Here is a 25,880-nt window from a genome sequence, read left to right as displayed (position 1 = left end):
GTCATGCCTTCTGTTGAGTGTGCTGCGCGACCTTCGCCGGCACGCCGCCGATCGAACCCGCGCCCATCGTGATCACCACGTCGCCGTTCTGCGCGACCTTCGCCAATGCGTCCGGCACGTCGTCGACCGTCGCGACGAACACCGGGTCAACCTTTCCTGCCCCGCGCAGCGCGCGCGACAGCGCGTCGCCGTTGGCGGTCGAGATCGCGGCCTCGCCGGCCGCGTAGACTTCCGTCAGCACCAGCGCATCGACCGTCGACAGCACGTTGACGAAATCGTCGAAGCAATCGCGCGTGCGCGTGTAGCGGTGCGGCTGGAATGCCAGCACGAGGCGGCGGCCCGGGAACGCGCCGCGCGCGGCCGCGATCGTCGCGGCCATCTCGACCGGGTGATGGCCGTAGTCGTCGATCAGCGTGTACTGGCCGCCGTCCGCGGTCGGCACCTCGCCGTAGCGCTGGAAACGCCGGCCGACGCCGTTGAATTCGGCCAGCGCCAGCTGGATCGCGTCATCCGTCACGCCGAGGTCGGTCGCGATCGCGATCGCCGCGAGCGCGTTCTGCACGTTGTGCAGGCCCGGCATGTTCAGTACGACCGCAAGCGGCGCGCGACCTTCGCGGATCACCGTGAAGTGCATCCGGCCGTCGCGCGCGTCGATGTCTTCCGCGCGTACCTGCGCGTCCGGCGACAGGCCGTAGCGCACGACCGGCTTCGAGATGAACGGGATGATCTGCCGCACGTTCGGATCGTCGACGCACACGACCGCGCTGCCGTAGAACGGCAGGCGCTGCGTGAATTCGATGAACGCCTGCTTGAGCCGCGCGAAATCGTGGCCGTAGGTGTCCATGTGGTCGGCATCGATGTTCGTGATGACTTCGATCACCGGATACAGGTTCAGGAACGACGCGTCCGACTCGTCGGCCTCGGCGACGATGAAATCGCCCGTGCCGAGCCGCGCGTTCGCGCCGGCGCTGATCAGCCGCCCGCCGATCACGAAAGTCGGGTCGAGGCCGCCCGCGGCGAGCACACTCGCGACGAGGCTCGTCGTGGTGGTCTTGCCGTGCGTGCCGGCGATCGCGATGCCCTGCTTCAGGCGCATCAATTCCGCCAGCATCACCGCGCGCTGCACGATCGGCACGCGCTTCGCGCGCGCGGCCAGCACTTCCGGGTTGTCCGAGCGCACGGCCGTCGATACGACGACCGCGTTCGCGCCCTCGATGTTCGCCGCGTCGTGGCCGATCGCGATCCGTGCGCCGAGCGCCTGGAGACGATCGGTCACCGCGTTGCGCGAGAGATCCGAGCCGCTGACCTCGTAGCCGAGGTTGACGAGCACTTCGGCGATGCCGCTCATGCCCGCGCCGCCGATCCCGACGAAATGAATGTGTTTGACGATGTGTTTCATTGCAATATTTCCAGGTTCGCGCCGGCCGCCTTCGCGCACACGCGCGCGACTTCGTCGGTGGCCTCGGGCTTCGCCAGCGAGCGCGAACGTTCCGCCATGTCCGCGAGCGATGCCCGCGACTGGCCGCGCAGCCAGTCGGCGAGCAGTTCCGCCGACAGGTCGCGTTGTTGCACCAGCACGGCCGCGCCCGCATCGGCGAGGAACGCCGCGTTGCTCGTCTGGTGATCGTCGACTGCGTACGGGAACGGCACGAACAGCGCCGCCACGCCCACCGCCGCGATCTCCGACACCGTCATCGCGCCCGACCGGCAGATCACGAGATCCGCCGCCGCATACGCGGCCGCCATGTCGTCGATGAACGGCACGAGCCGCACGTCCTCGCCGGCCGCGAAACCGGCCGCTTCGTAATTCGCCTTCAGCGCGTCGATGTGCTTCGCGCCGGCCTGATGCACGATGCGCGGGCGTTCACCCGGCGTCAGCATCGCCAGCGCGCGCGGCACGACTTCGTTCAGCGCGGCCGCACCGAGGCTGCCGCCGACGACCAGCACGTTCAGCGGGCCGCTGCGCGATGCGTAGCGTGCTTTGGGCGCTTCGGTGCCGGCAAGTTCCGCGCGAATCGGGTTACCGGTCCATTCCGCGTGCGGCAGCGCGCCGGGGAATGCGACGAGCACGCGTTTCGCGAATTTCGCGAGCACCTTGTTCGTCAGGCCCGCGATCGAATTCTGTTCATGCAGCACGAGCGGACGCCCCGACAGCGCCGTCATCACACCCGCCGGGAACGTGATGTAGCCGCCCATCCCGAGCACGACGTCGGGCCGCACGCGGCGCAGCGCGGCGAGGCTCTGCCCGCATGCGCGCAGCAGGTTGAACGGCAGCGTCAGCTTGGTCTTCAGGCCCTTGCCGCGCAGCCCGCCGAACCGCACGTATTCCATCGGAATGCCGTGCTTCGGCACGAGCGTCGCTTCCATCCCGGCCGGATTGCCGAGCCACACGACGCGCCAGCCCGCCGCCTCCATCCGGTGCGCGACCGCGAGCCCCGGGAACACATGGCCCCCGGTGCCGCCTGCCATCACCATCAGCGTGCGTTGCGACGCGGTCATACCTTCCCTCCGCGCATCAGCACCCGGTTTTCATAGTCGACCCGCAGCAGCACCGCGAGCGCCACGCAGTTCAGCAGAATGCCGGAGCCGCCGTAGCTCACGAGCGGCAGCGTCAGGCCCTTGGTCGGCAGCAGCCCGAGGTTCACGCCCATGTTGATGAAGGTCTGCGCGCCGAACCAGATGCCGATGCCCTTCGCCATCAGGCCCGCGAACGTGCGATCGAGTGCGAGCGCCTGGCGGCCGATCTCGAACGCGCGGCGCACGATCCAGTAGAACAGCAGGATCACGACCAGCACGCCGACGAAACCGAGTTCCTCGCCGATCACCGCGAGGATGAAGTCGGTATGCGCTTCCGGCAGGTAGTTCAGCTTCTCGACGCTGCCGCCGAGGCCGACACCGAACCACTCGCCGCGTCCGAAAGCGATCAGCGAGTGCGTGAGCTGGTATGCCTTGCCCTGCGCGTAGCGCTCGTCCCACGGATCGAGGTACGCGAAGATCCGCTCGCGACGCCACGGCGACAACCATACGAGCATCGTGAAGGTGCCGACCGCCGTCGCGACGAGGCCGCCGAACAGCTTGCCGTTCACGCCGCCGAGGAACAGCACGCCCATCGCGATCGCCGCGACGACCATGAATGCGCCCATGTCCGGCTCGAGCAGCAGCAGCGCACCGACCAGGCCGACCGCGAACGCCATCGGCAGGAAGCCCTTCGCGAAGCTCTGCATGTATTCCTGCTTGCGCACCGTGTAGTTCGCCGCGTAGATCGTCACCGCGAGCTTCATGATTTCCGACGGCTGCATGTTCGTGATGCCGAGCGGAATCCAGCGGCGCGCGCCGTTCACGCCCTTGCCGACGTGCGGGATCAGCACGATCACGAGGCCGACCAGCGCGATCAGGAAGAGATGCGGTGCATATTTGTCCCACGTCGACACGGGCACCCGGAACGCGATCACCGCCGCGATGAACGCGACGACGAGCGACACGCAGTGGCGCATCAGGAACGCGTAATCGTGATACGCCGCGTATTTCGGCGAATCGGGCATCGCGATCGACGCCGAGTACACCATCACGACGCCGAGCCCGAGCAGCGCGATCGCGACCCACAGCAGCGAGTAGTCGAAGTCGAGCATCCGCGAACGGCTCGGGCGCACGCCGTTGACGACGCTCGCGAGGCCGCCGGTCGCGGCGCGCGTCGCCGACGCGACGCGGCCGCCCGCAGCATTGCCGCCGGTGTCGCGCCGATCGTTGAAACGGGAGACGAGGCGATCGGACCAGCTCATGGCGTCGCTCCTTTGTCGATGGCGATTTCGTCGACCGCCGCGCGGAACACATCCGCGCGATGGGCGTAGTTCCTGAACATGTCGAGGCTCGCGCATGCCGGCGACAGCAACACCGCATCGCCCGGCTCGGCGAGGTCGGCCGCCGCGTGCACCGCGCCTTCGAGCGTCGTGTGGTCGGCAAGCGGCACGCCCGTTTCGGCGAGCGTGTCGCGGATCGCCGGCGCGTCACGGCCGATCAGCATCACCGCGCGGCACCAGCGCGCGACCGGCGCGACCAGCGGCGCGAAGTCCTGGCCCTTGCCGTCCCCGCCCGCGATCAGCACGATCTTCTGGGCGAGCCCGTCGAGCGCGGCAACCGTCGCGCCGACGTTCGTGCCCTTGCTGTCGTCGACGTAGTCCACGTCGTCGATCGTCGCGATCACTTCGACGCGATGCGCTTCGCCGCGGTACTCGCGCAGCGCGTGCAGCAGCGGCGCGGCCGGCAGGTCGATCGCGCGTGCGAGCGCGAATGCGGCCAGCGCGTTCGCCGCGTTGTGCAGCCCGCGGATACGCAGTGCGTCGGCCGGCATCAGGCGCTTCTGCGCGATGTCGGGCGTGTGCGCGGCATCGCGCTTGCGCCGGCGGCTCGTCGTCGCCGCTTCGTCCGGTGCATCGCGATCGACGGCTTCCACCAGCCACGCGATGCCGTTGTCGCGCGACAGCCCGTAGTCGCCGTCCTGCACCGGTTCGTTCAGGCCGAACGTGACCGTACGCGGCGCGTCGGCCGCGCCGGCTGCCGGCGCGAACTTCATCACTGCCGCATCGTCGCGGTTCAGCACGCGCGTCGTCGTCGCGCCGAAGATCCGGCCCTTTGCTTGCGCGTACGCTTCGAAGCTGCCGTGCCAGTCGAGGTGGTCCTGCGTGATGTTCAGGATCGCGGCCGCATCGGGCGCGAACGTGCGCGCGGTCTCGAGCTGGAAGCTCGACAGTTCGAGCACCCATACGTCCGGCAGCGCGGTTTCGTCGATCGCGCCGGCGAGCCGGTCGAGCATCGCCGGGCTGATGTTGCCCGCGACCGCGACCTTCTTGCCCGAGCGCTGGCACAGCAGGCCCGTGAGGCTCGTCGTCGTGGTCTTGCCGTTGGTGCCCGTGATCGCGAGCACCTTCGGCTGATAGCCGCTCGTGCCGAGCGCACGCAGCGCCTGCGCGAAGAATTCCAGCTCGCCCCACACCGCGATGCCGCGCTCGTTCGCGGCCGCGACCAGCGCCGCGAGCGCCGGTTCGAGCGGCGACAGCCCGGGGCTCAGCCCGACGAGCTCGATGCCGCCGTCGAGCAGCGCAGGCGTGAACGCCCCGCCGACGAACTCCGCATCGATGCCTTCGGCCTGCAGCGCGGCAAGGTTCGGCGGCGCCTCGCGGGTATCGGCAATACGCAGCCGGCACCCGTGCCTCGCGCACCATCGCGCGATCGCGAGACCCGATTCCCCGAGCCCCAGTACGAGCACCATCGGCCGTTGCCGATCTCCAAACATCTCGCCAGACATCCTTGTTACCTTTCCTTTACCGCAGCTTGAGGGTGGTCAGACCGAACAGGCACAGCATCAGCGTGATGATCCAGAAACGCACGACCACCTGCGTTTCCTTCCAGCCGGACAATTCGAAATGGTGATGCAGCGGCGCCATCTTCAGCAGGCGCCGCCCTTCGCCGTAGCGCTTTTTCGTGTACTTGAACCACGACACCTGCAGCATCACCGACAGCGTTTCCGCGACGAAGATGCCGCCCATGATGAACAGCACGATTTCCTGGCGCACGATCACCGCGACCGTGCCGAGCGCGCCGCCGAGCGCCAGCGCGCCGACGTCGCCCATGAACACCTGCGCGGGGTGCGTGTTGTACCAGAGGAACGCGAGCCCGGCCCCGCCCATCGCGGAACAGAAGATCAGCAGTTCGCCCGCGCCCGGGATATGCGGGAACAACAGGTATTTTGAATAGACCGCGCTGCCCATCACGTACGCGAACACACCCAGCGACGCGCCGACCAGCACAACCGGCATGATCACGAGGCCGTCGAGGCCGTCGGTCAGGTTCACCGCGTTGCTCGCGCCGACGATCACGAAGTACGTCAGCACGATGAAACCCCACACGCCGAGCGGATAGCTGATCGACTTCAGGAACGGCAGCATCAGGTCGGCGCGTGCCGGCAGCCCCATCGACAGGCCGCTCCTCACCCACGCCATGAACAGGTCGAACACGCGCACGTTGTTCGCCTCGGACACGCTGAAGGCGAGGTAGACAGCGGCGAACAGCCCGATCACCGATTGCCAGAAATACTTCTCGCGCGACGACATCCCGCGCGGGTCCTTGTGGACGACCTTGCGGTAATCGTCGACCCAGCCGATCACGCCGAAACCGAACGTGACGAGCATCACGATCCAGATGAAACGGTTCGTCAGGTCGCCCCACAGCAGCGTCGCGACCGCGATGCCGATCAGGATCAGCACGCCGCCCATCGTCGGCGTGCCGGACTTGACAAGGTGCGTCTGCGGGCCGTCCTTGCGCACGGCCTGACCGACCTTCATTTGCGTCAGCTTGCGGATCACCCACGGTCCGCACACGAGCCCGATCCCGAGCGCGGTGATGGTGGCCATCACCGCCCGGAACGTGAGGTACGTGAACAAGCGCAAAAAGCTTGCGTCTCCTTGCAGCCATTGCGCCAGCGCCAGCAGCATGCTTCCTTCCTTCTACTCAGTGTGCAGCGGGCGCCGTGCCCGCCGCGGGTTGGTTCGTCAGCGCGTCGACCACGCGCTCCATCTTCATGTACCGCGAGCCCTTCACGAGCAGCGTCGCCTGCGCGCCGTAACCGGCCGCGAGCAGCGCCGCCACGAGCGCGCCGACGTCGTCGAAGTGGCGTGCCGTGTCGCCGTACGCCGTGCACGCATCTCGCGATGCGTCGCCGAGCGCGAACAGCGCGTCGATCCCGCGCTCGCGCGCGTATGCACCGACCTCGCGATGGAAAGCCGGCCCTTCGTCGCCGACCTCGCCCATGTCGCCGATCACCAGCACGCGCGGCGCCGGTTGCGTGGCGAGCACGTCGATCGCGGCACGCATCGAATCGGGATTCGCGTTGTACGTATCGTCGACGACCGTCGCACCCGCGAGGCTGCCCGCGATCGCCTGCTTCACCTGCAGCCGGCCCTTGACCGGCTCGAACGATTCGAGACCCTGCTTGATCGCCGACAGCGCGACGCCGGCACCCAGCGCCGCGGCCGTGGCGGCCAGTGCATTGCGCGCGTTGTGCTCGCCGAGCGCGCGCAGCCGCACCGTGACGGCGCCCGCGGGCGTATCGATCGCGAGTTCGCCGCCGTGAAGACGGCCCGTGACCTGCGCGTCGTTCTGCCGTTCGGCATCGTGCAGCGCGAAATCGAGGATCCGGTTGCCGGTCGACGCGACGCGCCAGATGCCCGCATACGCGTCGTCGGCCGGGAACACCGCAACGCCGTCCGGCGGGAGCGCGTGAATCACGGCCGCATGTTCGAGCGCGACCGCTTCGACCGTCGCCATGAATTCCTGGTGCTCGCGCTGCGCGTTGTTGACGAGCGCGACCGTCGGCGCCGTGAGACGCGCGAGGACTTCGGTCTCGCCCGGATGGTTCATCCCGATCTCGATCACCGCGAGACGATGTGCGGCCGACAGGCGCAGCAGCGTCAACGGCAGGCCGACGTCGTTGTTCAGGTTGCCGGCCGTCGCGAGCCGCGCGTCGGCGCCGACCGCCGCCGCGAAGATCGACGCGATCATTTCCTTGACGGTCGTCTTGCCGTTGCTGCCCGTCACCGCGACGAGCGGCAGCGCGAATCGTTTGCGCCAGCCATGTGCCAGTGCGCCGAGCGCGGCACGTGTTTCGCCGCCTTCGATCGTCGGCATCGTGACGCCCGTCGGCACGTGCGCGACGAGCGCCGCCGCCGCACCGCGCGCAGCGACATCGCCAAGGAAGTCGTGCGCGTCGAAGCGCTCGCCTTTCAGTGCGACGAACAGGTCGCCGGGGCCGACGGTGCGGCTGTCCGTCGACACGCGGTCGAACGTGACGCCCGCATCGCCGTGGACGGTTGCGCCGGGAATCAGGCGAGCGGCTTCGCCGAGACTGAGCATCGTCATTCGGCGCCTCCCTTGCCGTGCGTCGCGCGCGCTGCCAGCGCGAGCCGCGCGTGATCCTGGTCGGAGAACGTACGCTTCTTGCCCATGATTTCCTGCGTGCCCTCATGGCCCTTGCCGGCCAGCACGACGACATCCTCGCGTGCGGCGCCGCGCACGGCCTGCAGGATCGCGCTCGCGCGATCCTCGATACGACGTGCGTGATCGGTCGCGGTCATGCCCGCGACGATCTGGTCGATGATGCGCTGCGGATCCTCGCTGCGCGGGTTGTCGCTCGTGACGACGGTTTCATCGGCGAGCCGCTCCGCGATCGCGCCCATCAGCGGGCGCTTCGTCGCATCGCGATCGCCGCCGCAGCCGAACATGCAGACGAGCCGGCCGCCGCGCGCCGTGGCGATCGGGCGCAGCGCGTCGAGCGTCTTTTCGAGCGCGTCGGGCGTGTGTGCATAGTCGATCACGACGAGCGGTTCGTCGTTCTGCAGCCGGCCGCCGAGCCGCTGCATCCGCCCGTTGACGGACTCGAGCCGCGCGATCTCGGCGAGCGCCGCATCGAACGGCAGGTCGGCCGCGAGCAGCGAGCCGAGCACCGCGAGCAGGTTGCTGACGTTGAACGTGCCGAGCGTGCCAACCTCGACGTCCGCTTCACCCCACGACGAACGCAGGTGGAACGCCGTGCCGGTCGCGGTGGCGCGCACGTCGAGTGCGACCAGTTCGCGATCGGCGTCAGGCGCCGGTGCGTCGCCGATCCCGTACGCGATCGTACGCACGCGGCCGGCGAGCTTCTCGAGCAGGCGCCGACCGGCTGCATCGTCGCGGTTGACGACTGCCGCGCGCAGGCCGCGCCACGCGAACAGCTTCGCCTTCGCGGCCTCGTACGCATCGAACGTGCCGTGATAGTCGAGGTGATCCTGCGTGAGGTTCGTAAACACCGCGATGTCGAAACCCGTGCCGTTCACGCGCCCCTGGTGCAGCGCGTGCGACGACACTTCCATCGCCACGGCCTTCGCGCCCGCGTCGCGCAACTGCGCGAGACTGCGCTGCAGTTGCGGCGCGTCGGGCGTCGTGAACCCCGTCGGCACGAGCTGGCCGGGCATCCCGGTGCCGAGCGTGCCGATCACCGCGCACGGCTGGTGCAGCGCCGTCAGTGCGGCGGCGATCCATTGCGTGCACGAAGTCTTGCCGTTCGTGCCGGTCACGCCCACCGCAAGCAGGCTGTCGCTCGGATTGCCGTACCAGCCGCTGGCGATCTCGCCAGCGAGCTGGTCGAGCGCCGGCACGGCCAGTGCAACGGGCACCGCCGGCGCCGCGGCCAGCCCTTCCGGCTGATACAGTACGGCGGCCGCACCGCGCGCGACGGCATCGACAATGAAAGCGCGGTTGTCGGCCCCGTCGACCGCATAGGCAAAAAACACGTCGCCGGCCTTGAGGCTGCGCGTGTCGGCATGCAGTTGCGCTGCGGGGGCCACATGCTGATGCAGCCACGCAAGCGCGGCTGCGATCTGCTGATGCGCCGGATGGGAACTGCGAGCGGCGCTCATCGAACAACTCCTGGTGAATTACGCGTCGTGCTGGACACGATCATATGCTTCGCACCGCCACCTGCGGCCAGCTTTTGCGGCCCCGCTGCGGAAGGTGCTGCCGGCGAATCGTCAGACACGACGAGTTGCTTGATCGGCATGTTCGGCGGCACGTTCAGCGCACGCATCGTGTCGCCGGCGATCGCCGAGAATACGGGGCCGGACACCTGGCCGCCGAAGTGGCTGCCGGCGGTCGGCTCGTCGACCGACACCGCGACGACAATGCGCGGATTCGGCATCGGCGCCATCCCGACGAACGACGCGCGGTACTTGCGCGTGTAGCCGTGCCCCTCATGCTTGTACGCGGTACCGCTCTTGCCGCCGACGCGATAGCCCGGCACGGCCGCATCGGGCGACGTGCCGCCCGGCGCCACCACCGTTTCGAGCATCGCGCGCACTTCGCGCGCGGTGGTCGGGTTGAACACCTGCGTGCCCACGACCGGCTGATTGGGGTCTGTCTTGAAAATGGTCACAGGCATCAGCTCGCCGTCATGCGCGATCGCCGTGTACGCGCGCGCAAGCTGGAACAGCGACACCGACAGGCCGTAGCCGTACGACATCGTCGCCTGCTCGATGCGACGCCAGCTCTTCCACGGACGCAGGCGGCCGGCCACCGCGCCCGGGAACCCGACCTTCGGCGCCTGGCCGAGGCCGATGCTCGTATACATATTCCACATTTCCTCGGGCCGCATCGTCATCGCGATCTTCGTCGCGCCGATGTTGCTCGACTTCTGGATCACGCCGCCGACCGTCAGCGTGCCGAAACCCGCGTCGTCGGTGATCGGTGCGCCGTCGAGCACGAAATGCCCGTTGCCCGTCTCGACGAGCGTGTTCGGCGTCACGCGATGCAGGTCGAGCGCGAGCGACACCGTAAACGGCTTCATGATCGAGCCCGGCTCGAACACGTCGGTCATGATCCGGTTGCGCAACTGCTCGCCCGTCATGCGCGAGCGGTCGTTCGGGTTGTACGTCGGGTAATTGACGAGCGCAAGCACCTCGCCGGTACGCACGTCGACGACCATCGCCGCGCCGGCCTTCGCCTTGAACTTCTCGACGGCGGCCTTCAGGTTCGCGTACGCGATGTACTGGATCTTGCTGTCGATCGACAGGTCGACGTCGGTGCCGTTGTGCGGCGGGATCTGCTCGGCGACATCCTCGACGATGTGCCCCAGCCGGTCCTTGATCACGCGACGCACGCCCGACGTGCCGGACAGCATCTTCTGGTCGCCGAGCTCGACGCCCTCCTGCCCTTCGTCCTCGACGTTCGTGAAGCCGATCAGGTGAGCGGTGATCTCGCCTTCCGGATAGAAGCGCTTGTACTCGTTGCGCTGATAGATACCGGGAATGTCGAGGGCGGCAACCTTGTCCGCGACGTCGATCGGCACCTGGCGCTTCACGTAGACGAAACCCTTGTCTTCCGACAGCTTCACGCGCAGTTCCTTCGACGTCATGCCGAGGAGCTTGCCGAGCTGGTTGACCTTGTCGGCATCGAGATCGTCCGGCACCGCGTCGGGAATCGCCCAGATCGCGCGCACGGGCAGGCTCGTCGCGAGCACGAGCCCGTTACGGTCGAGGATCTTGCCACGCGTCGCCGGCAGCTCGAGCGTGCGCTGGTAGCGGCTTTCGCCCTGCTTCTGGTAGAACGCGTTGCCGGGCCCCTGGATCCAGAACGCGCGCGCGGCCAGCGCGACGAACGCCATGAACAGCAGGAACACGACGAGCTTCGAGCGCCACATCGGCAGATGCACGCCCAGCACCGGGCTCGACGAGAACTTCACGTTCTGGCGCTTCTGGGACGGCTTCATCGCGCGCCTCCCTTGCCCTTGCCGGCCGTGTCCGCCGATGCCGGGATCGGTGCATCGATCGCCTTCGCCGCGCCCGGCGGCAGCGTCAGGTATTGCGTGCGGCCGGTCGAGATCGGCTGCATCTTCAGCGAATCGTTCGCAAGCTGCTCGATACGCGACGTCTTCGACAGCGCGCTCTGCTGATATTGAAGCTGCGCGTAGTCCTGCTGGAGCTGACGCTCCTGCGACTGCGCGCGCTGCAGCTGGATGAAGATCTGGCGCTGCTGGTTCGTCGAATTGACGACCGACAGCGCGCAGCCCATCACGATGATCAGCAGGAAGATATTGAAGCGGCTCATGGCGTGACGCGCTCCGCAATGCGCATCACGGCCGAGCGGGCGCGCGGGTTCGCGGCGACTTCCGCTTCACTCGGAAACTGGCGGCTGATGATCTTGAGCGGCGGGCTCGGGAGGTCGACGGCGCGGATCGGCAGGCGACGATCGACCGCAGGCGCACTCGCGTGCGCCTGCATGAATCGCTTGACGATCCGGTCCTCGAGTGAATGAAAGCTGATGACCACCAGCCGCCCCCCTTGCTCCAGCAACGACAGTGCCGCGTCTAGTACGACTTGCAGGTCCGCAAGCTCTTGATTGACGTGAATCCGTATAGCCTGAAAGGTGCGGGTTGCCGGATCCTTGCCCTTCTCACGGGTTTTGACGACGTGACCCACGATTTGGGCAAGCTCGCCCGTGGTGTCGAGAGGCCCAAGACGGTCGGACTCTGCCCGGCGAGCAACAAGCGCCTTTGCAATCTGAAAAGCAAACCGTTCTTCCCCATAATCCCGTATCACCTCCGTCAATTCCTGCACCGAAGCCCGTGCGAGCCATTCCGCCGCCGACTCGCCGCGCGTCGGATCCATCCGCATGTCCAGCGGGCCATCGGCGCGGAAGCTGAAGCCGCGCGCCGGATCGTCCACCTGCGGCGAGGACACGCCCAGGTCCAGCAACACACCCGACACCTTCTCGACGCCGCGCGCCGCAAGCGCGTCGCGCATCGATGCAAAGCTGTCATGCACGATCGAGAAGCGCGCATCCTCGATGCCTTGCGCCGTCTCGATCGCTCGCGGGTCCTTGTCGAACGCAATCAGCCGCCCGGCCGGCCCCAGCCGCGCGAGCACCGCACGGCTATGACCGCCGCGCCCGAACGTGCCGTCGACATAAACGCCGTCCGGCCGCGTCACGAGCGACTCGACCGCTTCATCCAACAGCACCGTCCGATGCCGCAATTCGTTTCCCATCGCGGGCGTCTCCGTCACCGCAATCAGAACGTGAAATTCTTCAGCGCGTCGGGCATGCCCTGCGCCATCGCCGCCTGCTCCTTCGCGTTGTAGGTCTGCGAATCCCACAGCTCGAAGTGACTACCCATTCCCAACAACATGACTTCCTTTTCCAGTCCAGCTGCCATGCGCAGCTCGGGCGATACAAGAATCCGGCCGGCGCTGTCGAGATCGACGTCCATCGCATTGCCGAGAAAAATGCGCCGCCACCAGTGCGCGTCCATCGGCAGCGCGGCGATCTTGGCGCGGAATACTTCCCATTCGGGGCGCGGAAACAGCAACAGGCAGCCGTCCGGGTGCTTGGTCACAGTCACCCGTCCTTCTGCCTGTCCTTGCAGCGCTTCGCGATAGCGAGCCGGCACCGACATCCGCCCTTTCGCATCGAGCGTCAGCGCCGACGCCCCTTGGAACACTTTCCGCTCTCCCGTTCAGGGCACCGAAGCACCCGCTCAATGCTGAGAATTTAGCCGGAATAGCCCGCCAAATCACACAAAAATACACTTTCTCACACTGTCTCCCACTTTAGAGGAAGGGTGTGGCACGGTCAAGGGAGCGGCCCGCTTTTTTGACGAATTTTGTTAGTTAGAACAAGGACTTACGCGCACACGCTCATGCTGCCCCTCATTCCAAAAACCGTTATAAATGAATGAGCTAGTGCAACTTGTGAAGGTGATACGTGAGAAAGACGGGCCAGACGGGTGTGCGGACGGGGCTTTCGGGGGCGGGAAAACGAGGAATAAACGGGCGGTATCAGCGGCGGGGAACCGGGGCGACGTCACGCATCGCCCCGGTGCGAATCTCACAGATAGTACGCAGTGCTCGTCATGACTTTCGACGCGGCGCGCATCAGCATTCGCGCGGGCAGCGGCAGTTCGATCCCGCCTGCGTCGGCGGCGGCCTTGCCGTGCTTCACCTCGTCGATACGCATCTGGTCGACGATCGCGCGCGACGCGGTATCGGCCGCCGGCAACTCGGACATATGGCCTTCGAGATGGCTCTCGACCTGCCGTTCGGTCTCGGCCATGAAGCCGAGACTGACCTTGTCGCCGAGCGCGCCAGCCGCCACGCCGATCGCGAGCGAACCCGCATACCAGAGCGGGTTCAACAGGCTCGGGCGCGAGTCGAGCTCTTTCAGGCGGTGCGCGGTCCACGCGAGGTGATCCTCCTCCTCGCGCGCGGCTTCCTCGAACATCGCCTTCGCGGATGCCGTGCGCGCGGTGAGCTTCTGCGCCTGGTACAGCGCCTGAGCGCAGACCTCGCCGACGTGGTTCACGCGCATCAGCCCGGCGGCATGCGTACGCTCCGCGGGCGTCAGTTCGACTGCGGGCGCCTCGGCCGGCGCGGGCACCGGCCGGCTCATCCGGCTAATGCCCGTCAGCGACCGCAGGCCGCGATCGAATTCGCTGATCAGTTCATCAAACACCATCCTGTTCTCCTGGCTGCATGTGCCGCCGCGAGCGGCAAGGGCACGAGTCCGCTGCGTAACCGACTTGATTATTCAGCGGAAATTGCGGTTAACCCGTGATTTTAACCATTGTTGCATAAAGGAAACATGGCGGCCTTGAGCTGCGGCATTTCGCTTTGTGGCAAAAACCGGTTTTGCTACATTACGTGCGACTTCTTGCGAAGTTGATGGGGCCCGTCAACAGAACATAACTATCCGCCCCGCCAGAAAAATTCAGTGATTTTTGGAGATCCGTTAATGAAAAAGTCGCTTCTCGCGCTCGTCGCGCTGGGCGCGTTCGCTGGCGCTGCCCATGCGCAAAGCAGCGTGACGCTTTACGGCATCATCGATGAAGGCCTGCTCTTCAACAACAATGCGGGCGGCAAGCACCTGTACAGCATGGCCAGCGGCGTGATGCAAGGCAGCCGCTTCGGCCTGCGCGGCACCGAAGACCTCGGTGGCGGCCTGAAGGCGATCTTCACCCTCGAAAACGGTTTCGACGTGAACAGCGGCAAGCTCGGTCAGGGCGGCCTGATGTTCGGTCGTCAGGCCTACGTCGGCCTGTCGAGCCAGTACGGTACGGTCACGCTGGGTCGTCAATACGACTCCGTCGTCGACTTCGTCGGCCCGCTCGAGGCAGGCGACCAGTGGGGCGGCTACATCGCCGCTCACCCCGGCGACCTCGACAACTTCAACAACGCCTATCGCGTGAACAACGCGGTCAAGTTCACGAGCCAGACCTATGGCGGCTTCTCGTTCGGCGGCCTGTACAGCTTCGGCGGTCAGGCAGGCCAGTTCTCGAAGAACCAGGTCTGGTCGCTCGGCGCAGGCTACAACAACGGCCCGCTGGTCTTGGGCGTCGGTTACTTGAACGCACGTACGCCGAACCAGTTCGGCGGCATGTTCAACAACGGTTCCGCGTCCTCGTCGGTCTCGTCGCCGATCTATGGTGCGTACGCGAACAACGCGAACACGTACCAGGTCATCGGTGCAGGCGGCGCATACACGTTCGGTGCAGCAACGATCGGCGCGACGTACTCGAACACGAAGTTCAAGGGCTTCTCGGCAGGCCCGTTCGTGAACCAGACCGCGACGTTCAACAACGGCGAAATCAACTTCAAGTATCAGCTGACCCCGGCGCTGATTCTCGGCGCGGCGTACGACTACACGCAAGGCAGCAAGATCGACGGCAACTCGGCAGCCAAGTACCACCAAGGCTCGCTGGGCGTCGACTACTTCCTGTCGAAGCGCACCGACGTCTACGCGATCGGCGTGTACCAGCACGCATCGGGCAACGTGCTCGACGCGAACGGCGACGTGATCAAGGCAACCGCGTCGATCAACGGTCTCGCCGGTTCGAGCACCAGCAACCAGGTCGCGGCACGCGTCGGCATCCGTCACAAGTTCTAATCAGCTTGCCTGACAAGCCGCAGCATATTGAAGGCGCCTCCGGGCGCCTTTTTCTTTTGCGGGGCAGAACCGCAAAAGCCGGAGCGCGGCGAATCGCGCCGGGCGTTGCGCGCTCGTCGTTGGGGGCCATGCCGCTTGCCTCTGCAGCCATCGAAACGCACGGCCGCCGCCGCAAGCCCATTCCGGAGGCAGTCTCGTTCGGAGACAAACCTCCTCGGGGCCGCACTGCAAACAAAAAGGCCCGGCATGTGCCGGGCCTTTCCCTTCGATCGACCGCGACGTTACGCGCGTCCGTCGCGCAATTCGCGCCGCAGGATCTTGCCGACGTTCGTTTTCGGCAGCTCCGTACGGAACTCGACCAGCTTCGGCCGCTTGTAGCCAGTGAGGCGCTCCTTGCAGTAGGCGAGGATGTCCTTGTCGGTGAGCGCCGGGTCCTTCTTCACGATGAACAGCTTCACGGCTTCGCCGGAATGCTCGTCGGGCACGCCGACCGCCGCCACCTCGAACACGCCCGGATGCGACGCCACCACGTCCTCGACTTCGTTCGGGTACACGTTGAAGCCCGATACGAGAATCATGTCCTTCTTCCGGTCGACGATCTTCACGTAACCCCGCGCATCCATCACGCCGACGTCGCCCGTCTTGAAGAAGCCGTCCGCGAACATGACCTTCGCGGTCTCGTCCGGCCGGTTCCAGTAGCCGGCCATCACCTGCGGCCCGCGGATGCAAATCTCGCCGGGTTCGCCGAGCGCGACGTCGTTGCCGGCATCGTCGCGAATCGCCACTTCGGTCGACGGCAGCGGCAGGCCGATCGTCCCGCTGTATTCGGTCGCCGTCACCGGGTTGCAGGTCGCGACCGGCGACGTTTCGGACAGCCCGTATCCTTCGATGATCGCCGTATGGGTCTTTTCATACCAGCGTTTCGCGACGCCTTCCTGGATCGCCATGCCGCCGCCGTTGGCGATCACGAGCTTCGACAGGTCGAGCTGATTGAATTCGGGGTGGTTCAGCAGTGCGTTATACAGCGTGTTGACCGCCGGGATCGTCGAGATCTGGTAGCCCTTCAGCTCCTTGATCATGCCGGCGATGTCGCGCGGGTTCGGGATCAGGATGCCCATGCCCCCGGTACGCATCGTCAGGAAACCGCAGACGGTCAGCGCGAACACGTGATACAGCGGCAGCGCGACAACGGTCACGAACTGTTTCACCTCCGGAAACTTCTCGTGAGCCGGATGATGCCAGGCGCCGGCCTGCAGCACGTTCGACACGATGTTCCGGTGCAGCAGCGTCGCCCCCTTTGCTACGCCTGTCGTCCCGCCCGTGTATTGCAGGAACGCGACGTCATCGGGGCCGATCTTCTGCGCCTTGAATGCCTGCCGCGCGCCTTCGGACAGCGCGGCCTTGAAGCGCGTGAACGACGGCAGTTGCCAGGCCGGCACCATCTTCTTCACGTTGCGCACGACGTAGTTGACGAGCCATCCCTTGATGCCCAGCAGATCGCCCATCGACGCGACGACGACGTGCTTGACGCTCGTATTCGCGATGACAGCCTGCAGCGTCGACGCGAAATTCTCGAGGATGACGATCGCCTCCGCGCCGCTGTCCTTCAGCTGATGTTCGAGCTCGCGTGGCGTGTAGAGCGGATTGACGTTGACGACGGCGTAGCCTGCGCGCAGTACCGCGGCGATCGCCACCGGGTACTGCAGCACGTTCGGCATCATGATCGCAACGCGCGCCCCGCGCGCAAGACCGCGCGATTGCAGCCAGGCGCCGAACTGGCGCGACAGCTTGTCGAGTTCGCCGTACGTGATGCCCTTGCCCATGCAGACGAACGCCGTGCGGTCGCGGTACTGGCGGAAGCTTTCGTCGAGCAGGTCTGGAACGGAGGGATACGGAGACGCGTCAATTTCGGCTGGAACGCCGGGTGGGTACGATTTCAGCCAAATTTTGTTCATACTGCGCGTCTCCTCACGGATTTTCGAATGATCGTGCTAAAACGCATCGTAACGGCTCGCCCGTCCCGATACAACAGGGTTAGATGTCCACTTCGAACTTCCGTGGAGATTCGTCGGATGATACGGTGATATTCGGTCAAATGCGTTCAACTTCCACAAGGCAATCGTAAAACGTCGCCGAATTGCCGAGATCGGTGAGCGCCTGGCTCGTCACCTCGTTCGCGTTCCTGCCGTCCGGCGACAGCTTCTTCCACCAGATCGACAACCCGACGACGAGCCCTGCACGTGCGCGATCGGTAATTCTCGCGAGCGCCTGCATCGAACCGCGGTCGTTGAAGATGCGGACGAGATCGCCCTCCGCGATGCCCCGTGCATCGGCATCCGACGGGTGAATGTCGAGATGTGGTTCGCCTTCGGTATGACGCAGGCTGTCGACGTTCACGAACGTGCTGTTCAGGAAGTGACGGGCCGGCGGCGAAATCATCGCGAGCGGATAGCGCGCGGCGAGTTCGGGTGCCGCCTCGGCCGATTCGAACGGCGGCAGGTAGTCGGGCACAGGGTCCACGCCCATCTGCTCGAGCCGCGGGCTGTAGAACTCGCACTTGCCGGACGGTGTACGGAAACCGCCGTTCGCGAACGGCGCCTCCGGCAGCTTGAGTTTCAACCAGCCGTCGCGCTTCAGCGTGTCCCAGTCGCTGTCGAGTGCCGGATCGTCCCAGCGGAGGGCCACGCGCGCGATCTCTTCGTCGCTGTGATAGAGCGCGGGCTCGTCCAGCCCCATGCTGCGCGCGATCCCGCGGAAGATCTCCGTGTTCGGCCGCGCGTCTCCCACCGGAGGAATCGACGGCAGGTTCGCCATCACGTAGGTGTGGCCGTACGATTTGTGAATGTCCAGATGCTCGAGCTGCGTGGTTGCCGGCAGCACAATGTCGGCGAAATCGGCGGTATCTGTCTTGAAATGCTCAAGAACCACCGTGAACAGATCGTCACGCGCGAACCCCGCCGCGACTTTCGAGGAATCCGGCGCGACCGCCACCGGATTCGAGTTGTACACGATCACCGCTTCGACCTTCGGTCCGAAGGTGGCATCGCCCGGGTGCAACAGCGCATCGCCGATCGCGTTCATGTTGATGATGCGCGGCAGTTTGTGCGGCCAGCCCGGCATCAAGTCCGGGCGCAGCAACGCAGCCTGGTTGACCGGCGCGGATTCCGACGACGAGAGCAACAACCCACCGGCCCGATCGCGCCATGCACCCGTCAGCGCCGGCAGACTTGCGATCGCCCGTACCGCGTTGCCACCGCCGCGGACGCGCTGCATGCCGTAGTTCAGGCGGATCGATGCCTTCCGGGTAGCGCCGTAACGACGCGCAAGATCGATCAACTCCGACGCGTCGATGCCGCAAATCTGCGCGACACGATCCGGCGGATAGGACATCGCCCGTTCCTTGAGTGCGTCGAAACCGAGCGTATGGTTGGCGATGTAGTCGTGATCGAGCAGGTCTTCGGTAATCAGCACGTGCATCATGCCGAGTGCGAACGCGCCATCGGTACCCGGTTTCAACGCAATATGCTGATGACACTTCTCTGCTGTCAGCGAACGGTACGGATCGATGGCGACAAGACGGGCGCCTCGGCGCTTCGCTTCCTGCGCACGCGTCCAGAAATGCAGACTCGACGCGATCGGGTTCGCTCCCCATATCAGAATCAGTTCGCTTTCCTCGAAATGCTCGAGATGCATACCGAGACTGGCGCCATATGTGTACCGTAACCCCGCAGCACCGGCCGCCGCGCAGATCGTGCGCTCGAGCCGCGAGGCGCCCAGTTTGTGGAAGAACCGCTGGGCGATGCCCTCCCCTTGCACGAGCCCCATCGTCCCCGCATAGCTGTACGGCACGATCGCTTCCGGTGCGCGCGCCGCGATTTCACCGAGACGACGGCCGATCTCGTCGAACGCCTCGTCCCAGCTGATCGGTACGAAATGCCCTTCCCCTTTGGCGCCGATGCGCTTGAGCGGAACGGTGAGGCGATCGGGATGATGAACGCGATCGGCGTATCGGCTGACTTTCGTGCACAACACGCCTTGCGTCGGCGGATGGTCAGGATCGCCCGTGACCTTGATCGCCTTGCCGTTTTCGACGGTCACACGCATTGCGCACGTGTCCGGACAATCGTGCGGGCAAACGGCCCGGGCTACCTGAATCGCGGCGTTCATCGTTTTGAGTGCTTAGATGGGGGTTCGCAAATTTTACGTGGACACGCCGAATAAAGCGTTCATTTCGTTCGGATCCTGGGTTATCTGACCAAAAATCGATTCGAGGAAGCCGGGGTAGTTTCGGTTACACCACGCATCATCTGCGAGGGAGGCTTGTATGGCCCATCCGATATGCGTAGTCGACGATGGAAGGCAGATCGTGCACGACGTCGCTAATCGGTACACGGAGAGGAGGGAGTTGCGGTTTTGATCGGAGATACGACCAATAGATCAAGGGATCGCGAATGATATCGGTCATTTCGGAAAACCAGGCGTTGCGATTGGGTGCACCTGGGAGTCGCGGAGAATCGGCACCCCGGCCCCAGCTCGAGCAGCGTCCTGGCCACCGATCCCGATCACTCGCGCATTTCCATCGCCGGAATGCAAAAACCCCCGCCTGTTCGGGCGGGGGTTTCTGGCTTAGGGAGCCTGACGATTACCTACTTTCACACGGGAATCCGCACTATCATCGGCGTAGAGTCGTTTCACGGTCCTGTTCGGGATGGGAAGGGGTGGGACCGACTCGCTATGGTCATCAGGCAAAGAGGGTTGTCCTGCTGGCGTGGCCAACAGAACCAATCTGGGAAGAAGCAGTAATTAGGTTGTGTGTATCACACACGAGAATCCAACATGTCGCTCTGGATCTTGCGGCCGGTGCTTTCACACGGCGCCGATCTACAAGGCAGACTTGTTATAGGATCAAGCCTTACGGGCAATTAGTATCAGTTAGCTGAACGCATTACTGCGCTTACACACCTGACCTATCAACGTCCTGGTCTCGAACGACCCTTCAAGGGGATCTAGTCCCCAGGGATATCTCATCTTAAGGCGAGTTTCCCGCTTAGATGCTTTCAGCGGTTATCTCTTCCGAACATAGCTACCCGGCGATGCCACTGGCGTGACAACCGGTACACCAGAGGTTCGTCCACTCCGGTCCTCTCGTACTAGGAGCAGCCCCCTTCAAATATCCAACGCCCACGGCAGATAGGGACCAAACTGTCTCACGACGTTTTAAACCCAGCTCACGTACCTCTTTAAATGGCGAACAGCCATACCCTTGGGACCGGCTACAGCCCCAGGATGAGATGAGCCGACATCGAGGTGCCAAACACCGCCGTCGATATGAACTCTTGGGCGGTATCAGCCTGTTATCCCCAGAGTACCTTTTATCCGTTGAGCGATGGCCCTTCCATACAGAACCACCGGATCACTATGACCTGCTTTCGCACCTGCTCGACTTGTCGGTCTCGCAGTTAAGCACGCTTATGCCATTGCACTATCAGCACGATTTCCGACCGTACCTAGCGTACCTTCGTACTCCTCCGTTACGCTTTGGGAGGAGACCGCCCCAGTCAAACTGCCTACCATGCACTGTCCCCGACCCGGATCACGGGCCAAGGTTAGAACCTCAAACAAACCAGGGTGGTATTTCAAGGACGGCTCCACCGAAACTAGCGTTCCGGTTTCATAGCCTCCCACCTATCCTACACAGATCGGTTCAAAGTCCAATGCAAAGCTACAGTAAAGGTTCATGGGGTCTTTCCGTCTAGCCGCGGGTAGATTGCATCATCACAAACACTTCAACTTCGCTGAGTCTCGGGAGGAGACAGTGTGGCCATCGTTACGCCATTCGTGCAGGTCGGAACTTACCCGACAAGGAATTTCGCTACCTTAGGACCGTTATAGTTACGGCCGCCGTTTACCGGGACTTCAATCAAGAGCTTGCACCCCATCATTTAATCTTCCGGCACCGGGCAGGCGTCACACCCTATACGTCCACTTTCGTGTTTGCAGAGTGCTGTGTTTTTATTAAACAGTCGCAGCCACCAGTTTATTGCAACCCCTTCACCCTCCTGGCGCAGGCCAGTCAAGCTACAAGGGCGTACCTTATCCCGAAGTTACGGTACCAATTTGCCGAGTTCCTTCTCCCGAGTTCTCTCAAGCGCCTTAGAATACTCATCTCGCCCACCTGTGTCGGTTTGCGGTACGGTCATCGTTAGACTGAAGCTTAGAGGCTTTTCTTGGAACCACTTCCAATTGCTTCGCTTCCGAAGAAGCTCGCGCCACACCCTTGAATTACGCACCCGGATTTGCCTAAGTGCCTTCTCCAATGCAGCGACCGGGACTTCCAACACCCGGACAACCTTCCGCGATCCGTCCCCCCATCGCATCTAACAATGGTGCAGGAATATTGACCTGCTTCCCATCAGCTACGCATTTCTGCCTCGCCTTAGGGGCCGACTCACCCTACGCCGATGAACGTTGCGTAGGAAACCTTGGGCTTACGGCGAGGGGGCCTTTCACCCCCTTTATCGCTACTCATGTCAGCATTCGCACTTCCGATACCTCCAGCACCCTTTACAAGGCACCTTCGCAGGCTTACGGAACGCTCTCCTACCATGCGAGCAAGCTCGCATCCGCAGCTTCGGTATATAGCTTAGCCCCGTTACATCTTCCGCGCAGGACGACTCGATCAGTGAGCTATTACGCTTTCTTTAAAGGGTGGCTGCTTCTAAGCCAACCTCCTGACTGTTTTAGCCTTCCCACTTCGTTTCCCACTTAGCTATATTTGGGGACCTTAGCTGGCGGTCTGGGTTGTTTCCCTCTTGACACCGGACGTTAGCACCCGATGTCTGTCTCCCGTGATTGCACTCTTCGGTATTCGGAGTTTGCTATGGCGGGGTAATCTGCAATAGACCCCCCAACCATGACAGTGCTCTACCCCCGAAGGTGAGACACGAGGCACTACCTAAATAGTTTTCGGAGAGAACCAGCTATTTCCAGGTTTGTTTAGCCTTTCACCCCTATCCACAGCTCATCCCCTAACTTTTCAACGTTAGTGGGTTCGGACCTCCAGTACGTGTTACCGCACCTTCATCCTGGCCATGGATAGATCACCTGGTTTCGGGTCTACGCCCAGCAACTGAACGCCCTATTCGGACTCGCTTTCGCTACGCCTGCCCTATACGGTTAAGCTTGCTACTGAACGTAAGTCGCTGACCCATTATACAAAAGGTACGCCGTCACCCCTTACGAGGCTCCGACTGTTTGTATGCATGCGGTTTCAGGATCTATTTCACTCCCCTCCCGGGGTTCTTTTCGCCTTTCCCTCACGGTACTGGTTCACTATCGGTCGATCACGAGTATTTAGCCTTGGAGGATGGTCCCCCCATCTTCAGACAGGATTTCACGTGTCCCGCCCTACTTGTCGCACACCTAGTTCTTTCATACTGTTTTCGCCTACAGGGCTATCACCTGCTATGGCCGCACTTTCCAGAGCGTTCGGCTAACAATACAAATAAAGAGTGCAAGGCTCATCCCATTTCGCTCGCCACTACTTTGGGAATCTCGGTTGATTTCTTTTCCTGCGGTTACTTAGATGTTTCAGTTCACCGCGTTCGCTTCACATGGCCTATGTATTCAGCCATGGATACTCCAAAAGGAGTGGGTTTCCCCATTCGGACATCTACGGATCAAAGCTTGTTTGCCAGCTCCCCGTAGCTTTTCGCAGGCTACCGCGTCCTTCATCGCCTGTGATCGCCAAGGCATCCACCACATGCACTTGTTCGCTTGACCCTATAACGAGTCTGTCTCATCGACAGTCGCTACAGGTTGAGTTCTCGCGTTGTGCCGTATTCCAATTGAGTCAAACTTAGAGTTCGAATCATCTTGAGATACATCGATACAATCACAACCCGGATAGTTTTCACGTCCATCTCAAGACGCTTCCGCTATCCAAATTACTTACTTCTTCCAGATTGTTAAAGAACGACAGCCGATACTTTCGTACCGCTCTGACTGGCTCAATCGCCAATGCAAAATTCTCGGTTCATCATATGAACCAAGCACTTAGCGTTGGTGATTGGTGGAGGCAGACGGGATCGAACCGACGACCCCCTGCTTGCAAAGCAGGTGCTCTCCCAGCTGAGCTATGCCCCCATTGAGTACAGATACCCTCAGGTGTTAGCCGGTCGGCTTGGGGTACTCGTAAGCGCTAAAGCGCTAACGATCACCGACACGTCAGACAATGGTGGGTCTGGTTGGATTCGAACCAACGACCCCCGCCTTATCAAGACGGTGCTCTAACCGACTGAGCTACAGACCCCTGAGTCTGTCTTTAATTTACAGCCGATAAGCGTGAGCGCTCAACTTTGCGAGATAGCTCTGGAAAGGAGGTGATCCAGCCGCACCTTCCGATACGGCTACCTTGTTACGACTTCACCCCAGTCATGAATCCTACCGTGGTGACCGTCCTCCTTGCGGTTAGACTAGCCACTTCTGGTAAAACCCACTCCCATGGTGTGACGGGCGGTGTGTACAAGACCCGGGAACGTATTCACCGCGGCATGCTGATCCGCGATTACTAGCGATTCCAGCTTCATGCACTCGAGTTGCAGAGTGCAATCCGGACTACGATCGGTTTTCTGGGATTAGCTCCCCCTCGCGGGTTGGCAACCCTCTGTTCCGACCATTGTATGACGTGTGAAGCCCTACCCATAAGGGCCATGAGGACTTGACGTCATCCCCACCTTCCTCCGGTTTGTCACCGGCAGTCTCCTTAGAGTGCTCTTGCGTAGCAACTAAGGACAAGGGTTGCGCTCGTTGCGGGACTTAACCCAACATCTCACGACACGAGCTGACGACAGCCATGCAGCACCTGTGCGCCGGTTCTCTTTCGAGCACTCCCGCCTCTCAGCAGGATTCCGACCATGTCAAGGGTAGGTAAGGTTTTTCGCGTTGCATCGAATTAATCCACATCATCCACCGCTTGTGCGGGTCCCCGTCAATTCCTTTGAGTTTTAATCTTGCGACCGTACTCCCCAGGCGGTCAACTTCACGCGTTAGCTACGTTACTAAGGAAATGAATCCCCAACAACTAGTTGACATCGTTTAGGGCGTGGACTACCAGGGTATCTAATCCTGTTTGCTCCCCACGCTTTCGTGCATGAGCGTCAGTATTGGCCCAGGGGGCTGCCTTCGCCATCGGTATTCCTCCACATCTCTACGCATTTCACTGCTACACGTGGAATTCTACCCCCCTCTGCCATACTCTAGCCTGCCAGTCACCAATGCAGTTCCCAGGTTGAGCCCGGGGATTTCACATCGGTCTTAGCAAACCGCCTGCGCACGCTTTACGCCCAGTAATTCCGATTAACGCTTGCACCCTACGTATTACCGCGGCTGCTGGCACGTAGTTAGCCGGTGCTTATTCTTCCGGTACCGTCATCCCCCGACTGTATTAGAGCCAAGGATTTCTTTCCGGACAAAAGTGCTTTACAACCCGAAGGCCTTCTTCACACACGCGGCATTGCTGGATCAGGCTTTCGCCCATTGTCCAAAATTCCCCACTGCTGCCTCCCGTAGGAGTCTGGGCCGTGTCTCAGTCCCAGTGTGGCTGGTCGTCCTCTCAGACCAGCTACTGATCGTCGCCTTGGTAGGCCTTTACCCCACCAACTAGCTAATCAGCCATCGGCCAACCCTATAGCGCGAGGCCCGAAGGTCCCCCGCTTTCATCCGTGGATCGTATGCGGTATTAATCCGGCTTTCGCCGGGCTATCCCCCACTACAGGACATGTTCCGATGTATTACTCACCCGTTCGCCACTCGCCACCAGGTGCAAGCACCCGTGCTGCCGTTCGACTTGCATGTGTAAGGCATGCCGCCAGCGTTCAATCTGAGCCAGGATCAAACTCTTCAGTTTAAACCTGTTACTGTTTTCGGTTCGGTTAAGAACCGGTCGCTCACTCAAAGCTGACAGGAATATGAATCACTTCATAAACCTGACTTACTTTAGTGTGAGACTCTTGATACTTTTGCTATCTGACCCGAAGATCAGCTCGCTTCCATCAAGCGCCCACACTTATCGGCTGTTAATTTTTAAAGAGCAATCTGCGAGGAACCTCGTGCTTCCCGGCAGCGCTGCGTTTTCAGCAGCAGAGAAGCGAGATTATGAACCGTGTTTCGCAGCTCGTCAACAACTTTTTACACTACATCGTTGCGACTGCGGGGTTCAACTTCCAGGCCAGCCGCGCGCCCGACACTGCAGCACACCACCAGCTTCGCTTCCCTCTCCCGCGCTGCGTTTCCGTTAGCGCGAAAGAGGCGTGATTCTAAGCACCCGCCCTCATCCACGCAAGCCCTTTGTGAAAATATTTTGAAAAAGCCCCCGTGCGCTGACGCGCACGGGGGCTGGGGCTGGGGCTCGGCGGGCCGAG

Annotated in this window: 15 protein-coding genes, 2 tRNA genes and 3 rRNA genes; 1 reads left to right on the top strand and 19 read right to left on the bottom strand. The window is 62.9% G+C overall.

Translation table 11 applies throughout. The features are described 5' to 3' along the window. Position 1: 1 nt before the first annotated feature. The 12 genes from murC to coq7 all read right to left on the bottom strand — a co-directional run bounded on the left by murC (position 2) and on the right by coq7 (position 14,031). Positions 2 to 1,399, bottom strand: a complete 1,398-nt coding sequence (gene murC, locus APZ15_RS06375) for a UDP-N-acetylmuramate--L-alanine ligase (protein WP_027788451.1) — start codon at positions 1,397 to 1,399, stop codon at positions 2 to 4. Beyond that, positions 1,396 to 2,499, bottom strand: a complete 1,104-nt coding sequence (murG, locus tag APZ15_RS06370) for an undecaprenyldiphospho-muramoylpentapeptide beta-N-acetylglucosaminyltransferase (protein ID WP_021159915.1) — start codon at positions 2,497 to 2,499, stop codon at positions 1,396 to 1,398. Before murG ends, murC begins: the two co-directional genes overlap by 4 nt. Beyond that, entirely contained in the window at positions 2,496 to 3,779 is a 1,284-nt protein-coding gene (ftsW, locus tag APZ15_RS06365; RefSeq protein ID WP_021159916.1) for a putative lipid II flippase FtsW, read from the bottom strand. Before ftsW ends, murG begins: the two co-directional genes overlap by 4 nt. Continuing rightward, positions 3,776 to 5,290: a UDP-N-acetylmuramoyl-L-alanine--D-glutamate ligase gene (murD, locus tag APZ15_RS06360; RefSeq protein WP_027788452.1), complete on the bottom strand. Its 1,515-nt coding sequence runs from the start codon at positions 5,288 to 5,290 to the stop codon at positions 3,776 to 3,778. The genes ftsW and murD overlap by 4 nt, the downstream gene beginning before the upstream one ends. Before the next feature lie 28 nt (positions 5,291 to 5,318). After that, positions 5,319 to 6,488, bottom strand: coding sequence for a phospho-N-acetylmuramoyl-pentapeptide-transferase (mraY, locus tag APZ15_RS06355; RefSeq protein WP_006477019.1), 1,170 nt, complete (start codon positions 6,486 to 6,488; stop codon positions 5,319 to 5,321). A gap of 16 nt (positions 6,489 to 6,504) precedes the next feature. Next, positions 6,505 to 7,911, bottom strand: coding sequence for a UDP-N-acetylmuramoyl-tripeptide--D-alanyl-D-alanine ligase (locus APZ15_RS06350; protein ID WP_027788453.1), 1,407 nt, complete (start codon positions 7,909 to 7,911; stop codon positions 6,505 to 6,507). Beyond that, the gene (locus APZ15_RS06345) at positions 7,908 to 9,446 is read right to left on the bottom strand and encodes a UDP-N-acetylmuramoyl-L-alanyl-D-glutamate--2,6-diaminopimelate ligase (RefSeq protein WP_027788454.1); all 1,539 of its coding nucleotides are present in this window, start codon (positions 9,444 to 9,446) and stop codon (positions 7,908 to 7,910) included. The genes APZ15_RS06350 and APZ15_RS06345 overlap by 4 nt, the downstream gene beginning before the upstream one ends. After that, positions 9,443 to 11,290, bottom strand: a complete 1,848-nt coding sequence (locus APZ15_RS06340; protein WP_027788455.1) for a peptidoglycan D,D-transpeptidase FtsI family protein — start codon at positions 11,288 to 11,290, stop codon at positions 9,443 to 9,445. Before APZ15_RS06340 ends, APZ15_RS06345 begins: the two co-directional genes overlap by 4 nt. Continuing rightward, on the bottom strand, positions 11,287 to 11,628 hold the full coding sequence (gene ftsL, locus APZ15_RS06335) for a cell division protein FtsL (protein ID WP_021159919.1): 342 nt from the start codon (positions 11,626 to 11,628) through the stop codon (positions 11,287 to 11,289). Before ftsL ends, APZ15_RS06340 begins: the two co-directional genes overlap by 4 nt. Next, on the bottom strand, positions 11,625 to 12,566 hold the full coding sequence (gene rsmH, locus APZ15_RS06330) for a 16S rRNA (cytosine(1402)-N(4))-methyltransferase RsmH (protein ID WP_027788456.1): 942 nt from the start codon (positions 12,564 to 12,566) through the stop codon (positions 11,625 to 11,627). Before rsmH ends, ftsL begins: the two co-directional genes overlap by 4 nt. A gap of 23 nt (positions 12,567 to 12,589) precedes the next feature. Continuing rightward, complete coding sequence (gene mraZ, locus APZ15_RS06325) at positions 12,590 to 13,018, bottom strand: division/cell wall cluster transcriptional repressor MraZ (RefSeq protein WP_006487094.1); 429 nt, start codon at positions 13,016 to 13,018, stop codon at positions 12,590 to 12,592. A gap of 386 nt (positions 13,019 to 13,404) precedes the next feature. Further along, complete coding sequence (gene coq7, locus APZ15_RS06320; protein WP_027788457.1) at positions 13,405 to 14,031, bottom strand: 2-polyprenyl-3-methyl-6-methoxy-1,4-benzoquinone monooxygenase; 627 nt, start codon at positions 14,029 to 14,031, stop codon at positions 13,405 to 13,407. A gap of 276 nt (positions 14,032 to 14,307) precedes the next feature. Between coq7 and APZ15_RS06315 the strand changes: the two genes are divergently transcribed. Beyond that, the gene (locus tag APZ15_RS06315) at positions 14,308 to 15,459 is read left to right on the top strand and encodes a porin (RefSeq protein WP_027788458.1); all 1,152 of its coding nucleotides are present in this window, start codon (positions 14,308 to 14,310) and stop codon (positions 15,457 to 15,459) included. A gap of 281 nt (positions 15,460 to 15,740) precedes the next feature. Here APZ15_RS06315 and APZ15_RS06310 read toward each other — a convergent pair whose 3' ends face one another. The 7 genes from APZ15_RS06310 to APZ15_RS06280 all read right to left on the bottom strand — a co-directional run bounded on the left by APZ15_RS06310 (position 15,741) and on the right by APZ15_RS06280 (position 25,366). Further along, complete coding sequence (locus tag APZ15_RS06310) at positions 15,741 to 17,414, bottom strand: long-chain fatty acid--CoA ligase (RefSeq protein ID WP_027788459.1); 1,674 nt, start codon at positions 17,412 to 17,414, stop codon at positions 15,741 to 15,743. A 136-nt stretch (positions 17,415 to 17,550) separates the two neighbouring features. Next, positions 17,551 to 19,626 (bottom strand): molybdopterin-containing oxidoreductase family protein, encoded by a 2,076-nt coding sequence (locus APZ15_RS06305; protein WP_027788460.1) that lies wholly within the window; start codon positions 19,624 to 19,626, stop codon positions 17,551 to 17,553. A 466-nt stretch (positions 19,627 to 20,092) separates the two neighbouring features. Continuing rightward, positions 20,093 to 20,205, bottom strand: a 5S ribosomal RNA gene (gene rrf, locus APZ15_RS06300). A 155-nt stretch (positions 20,206 to 20,360) separates the two neighbouring features. Continuing rightward, positions 20,361 to 23,241 (bottom strand): 23S ribosomal RNA (locus APZ15_RS06295). Positions 23,242 to 23,528: 287 nt separating this feature from the next. Beyond that, a tRNA-Ala gene (locus APZ15_RS06290) sits at positions 23,529 to 23,604 on the bottom strand. Between the two features lie 89 nt (positions 23,605 to 23,693). Continuing rightward, positions 23,694 to 23,770 (bottom strand) — tRNA-Ile (locus APZ15_RS06285). Between the two features lie 63 nt (positions 23,771 to 23,833). Further along, positions 23,834 to 25,366: ribosomal RNA gene (locus APZ15_RS06280) — 16S ribosomal RNA — on the bottom strand. Together the 16S, 23S and 5S rRNA genes with 2 tRNA genes alongside form the textbook arrangement of a ribosomal RNA operon. Positions 25,367 to 25,880: the final 514 nt, after the last annotated feature.

Source organism: Burkholderia cepacia ATCC 25416 (assembly GCF_001411495.1).
GTDB lineage: Bacteria > Pseudomonadota > Gammaproteobacteria > Burkholderiales > Burkholderiaceae > Burkholderia > Burkholderia cepacia.
Note: the sequence above shows the minus strand (reverse complement) of the source record. Positions and strands in the feature narration are given on the sequence as shown.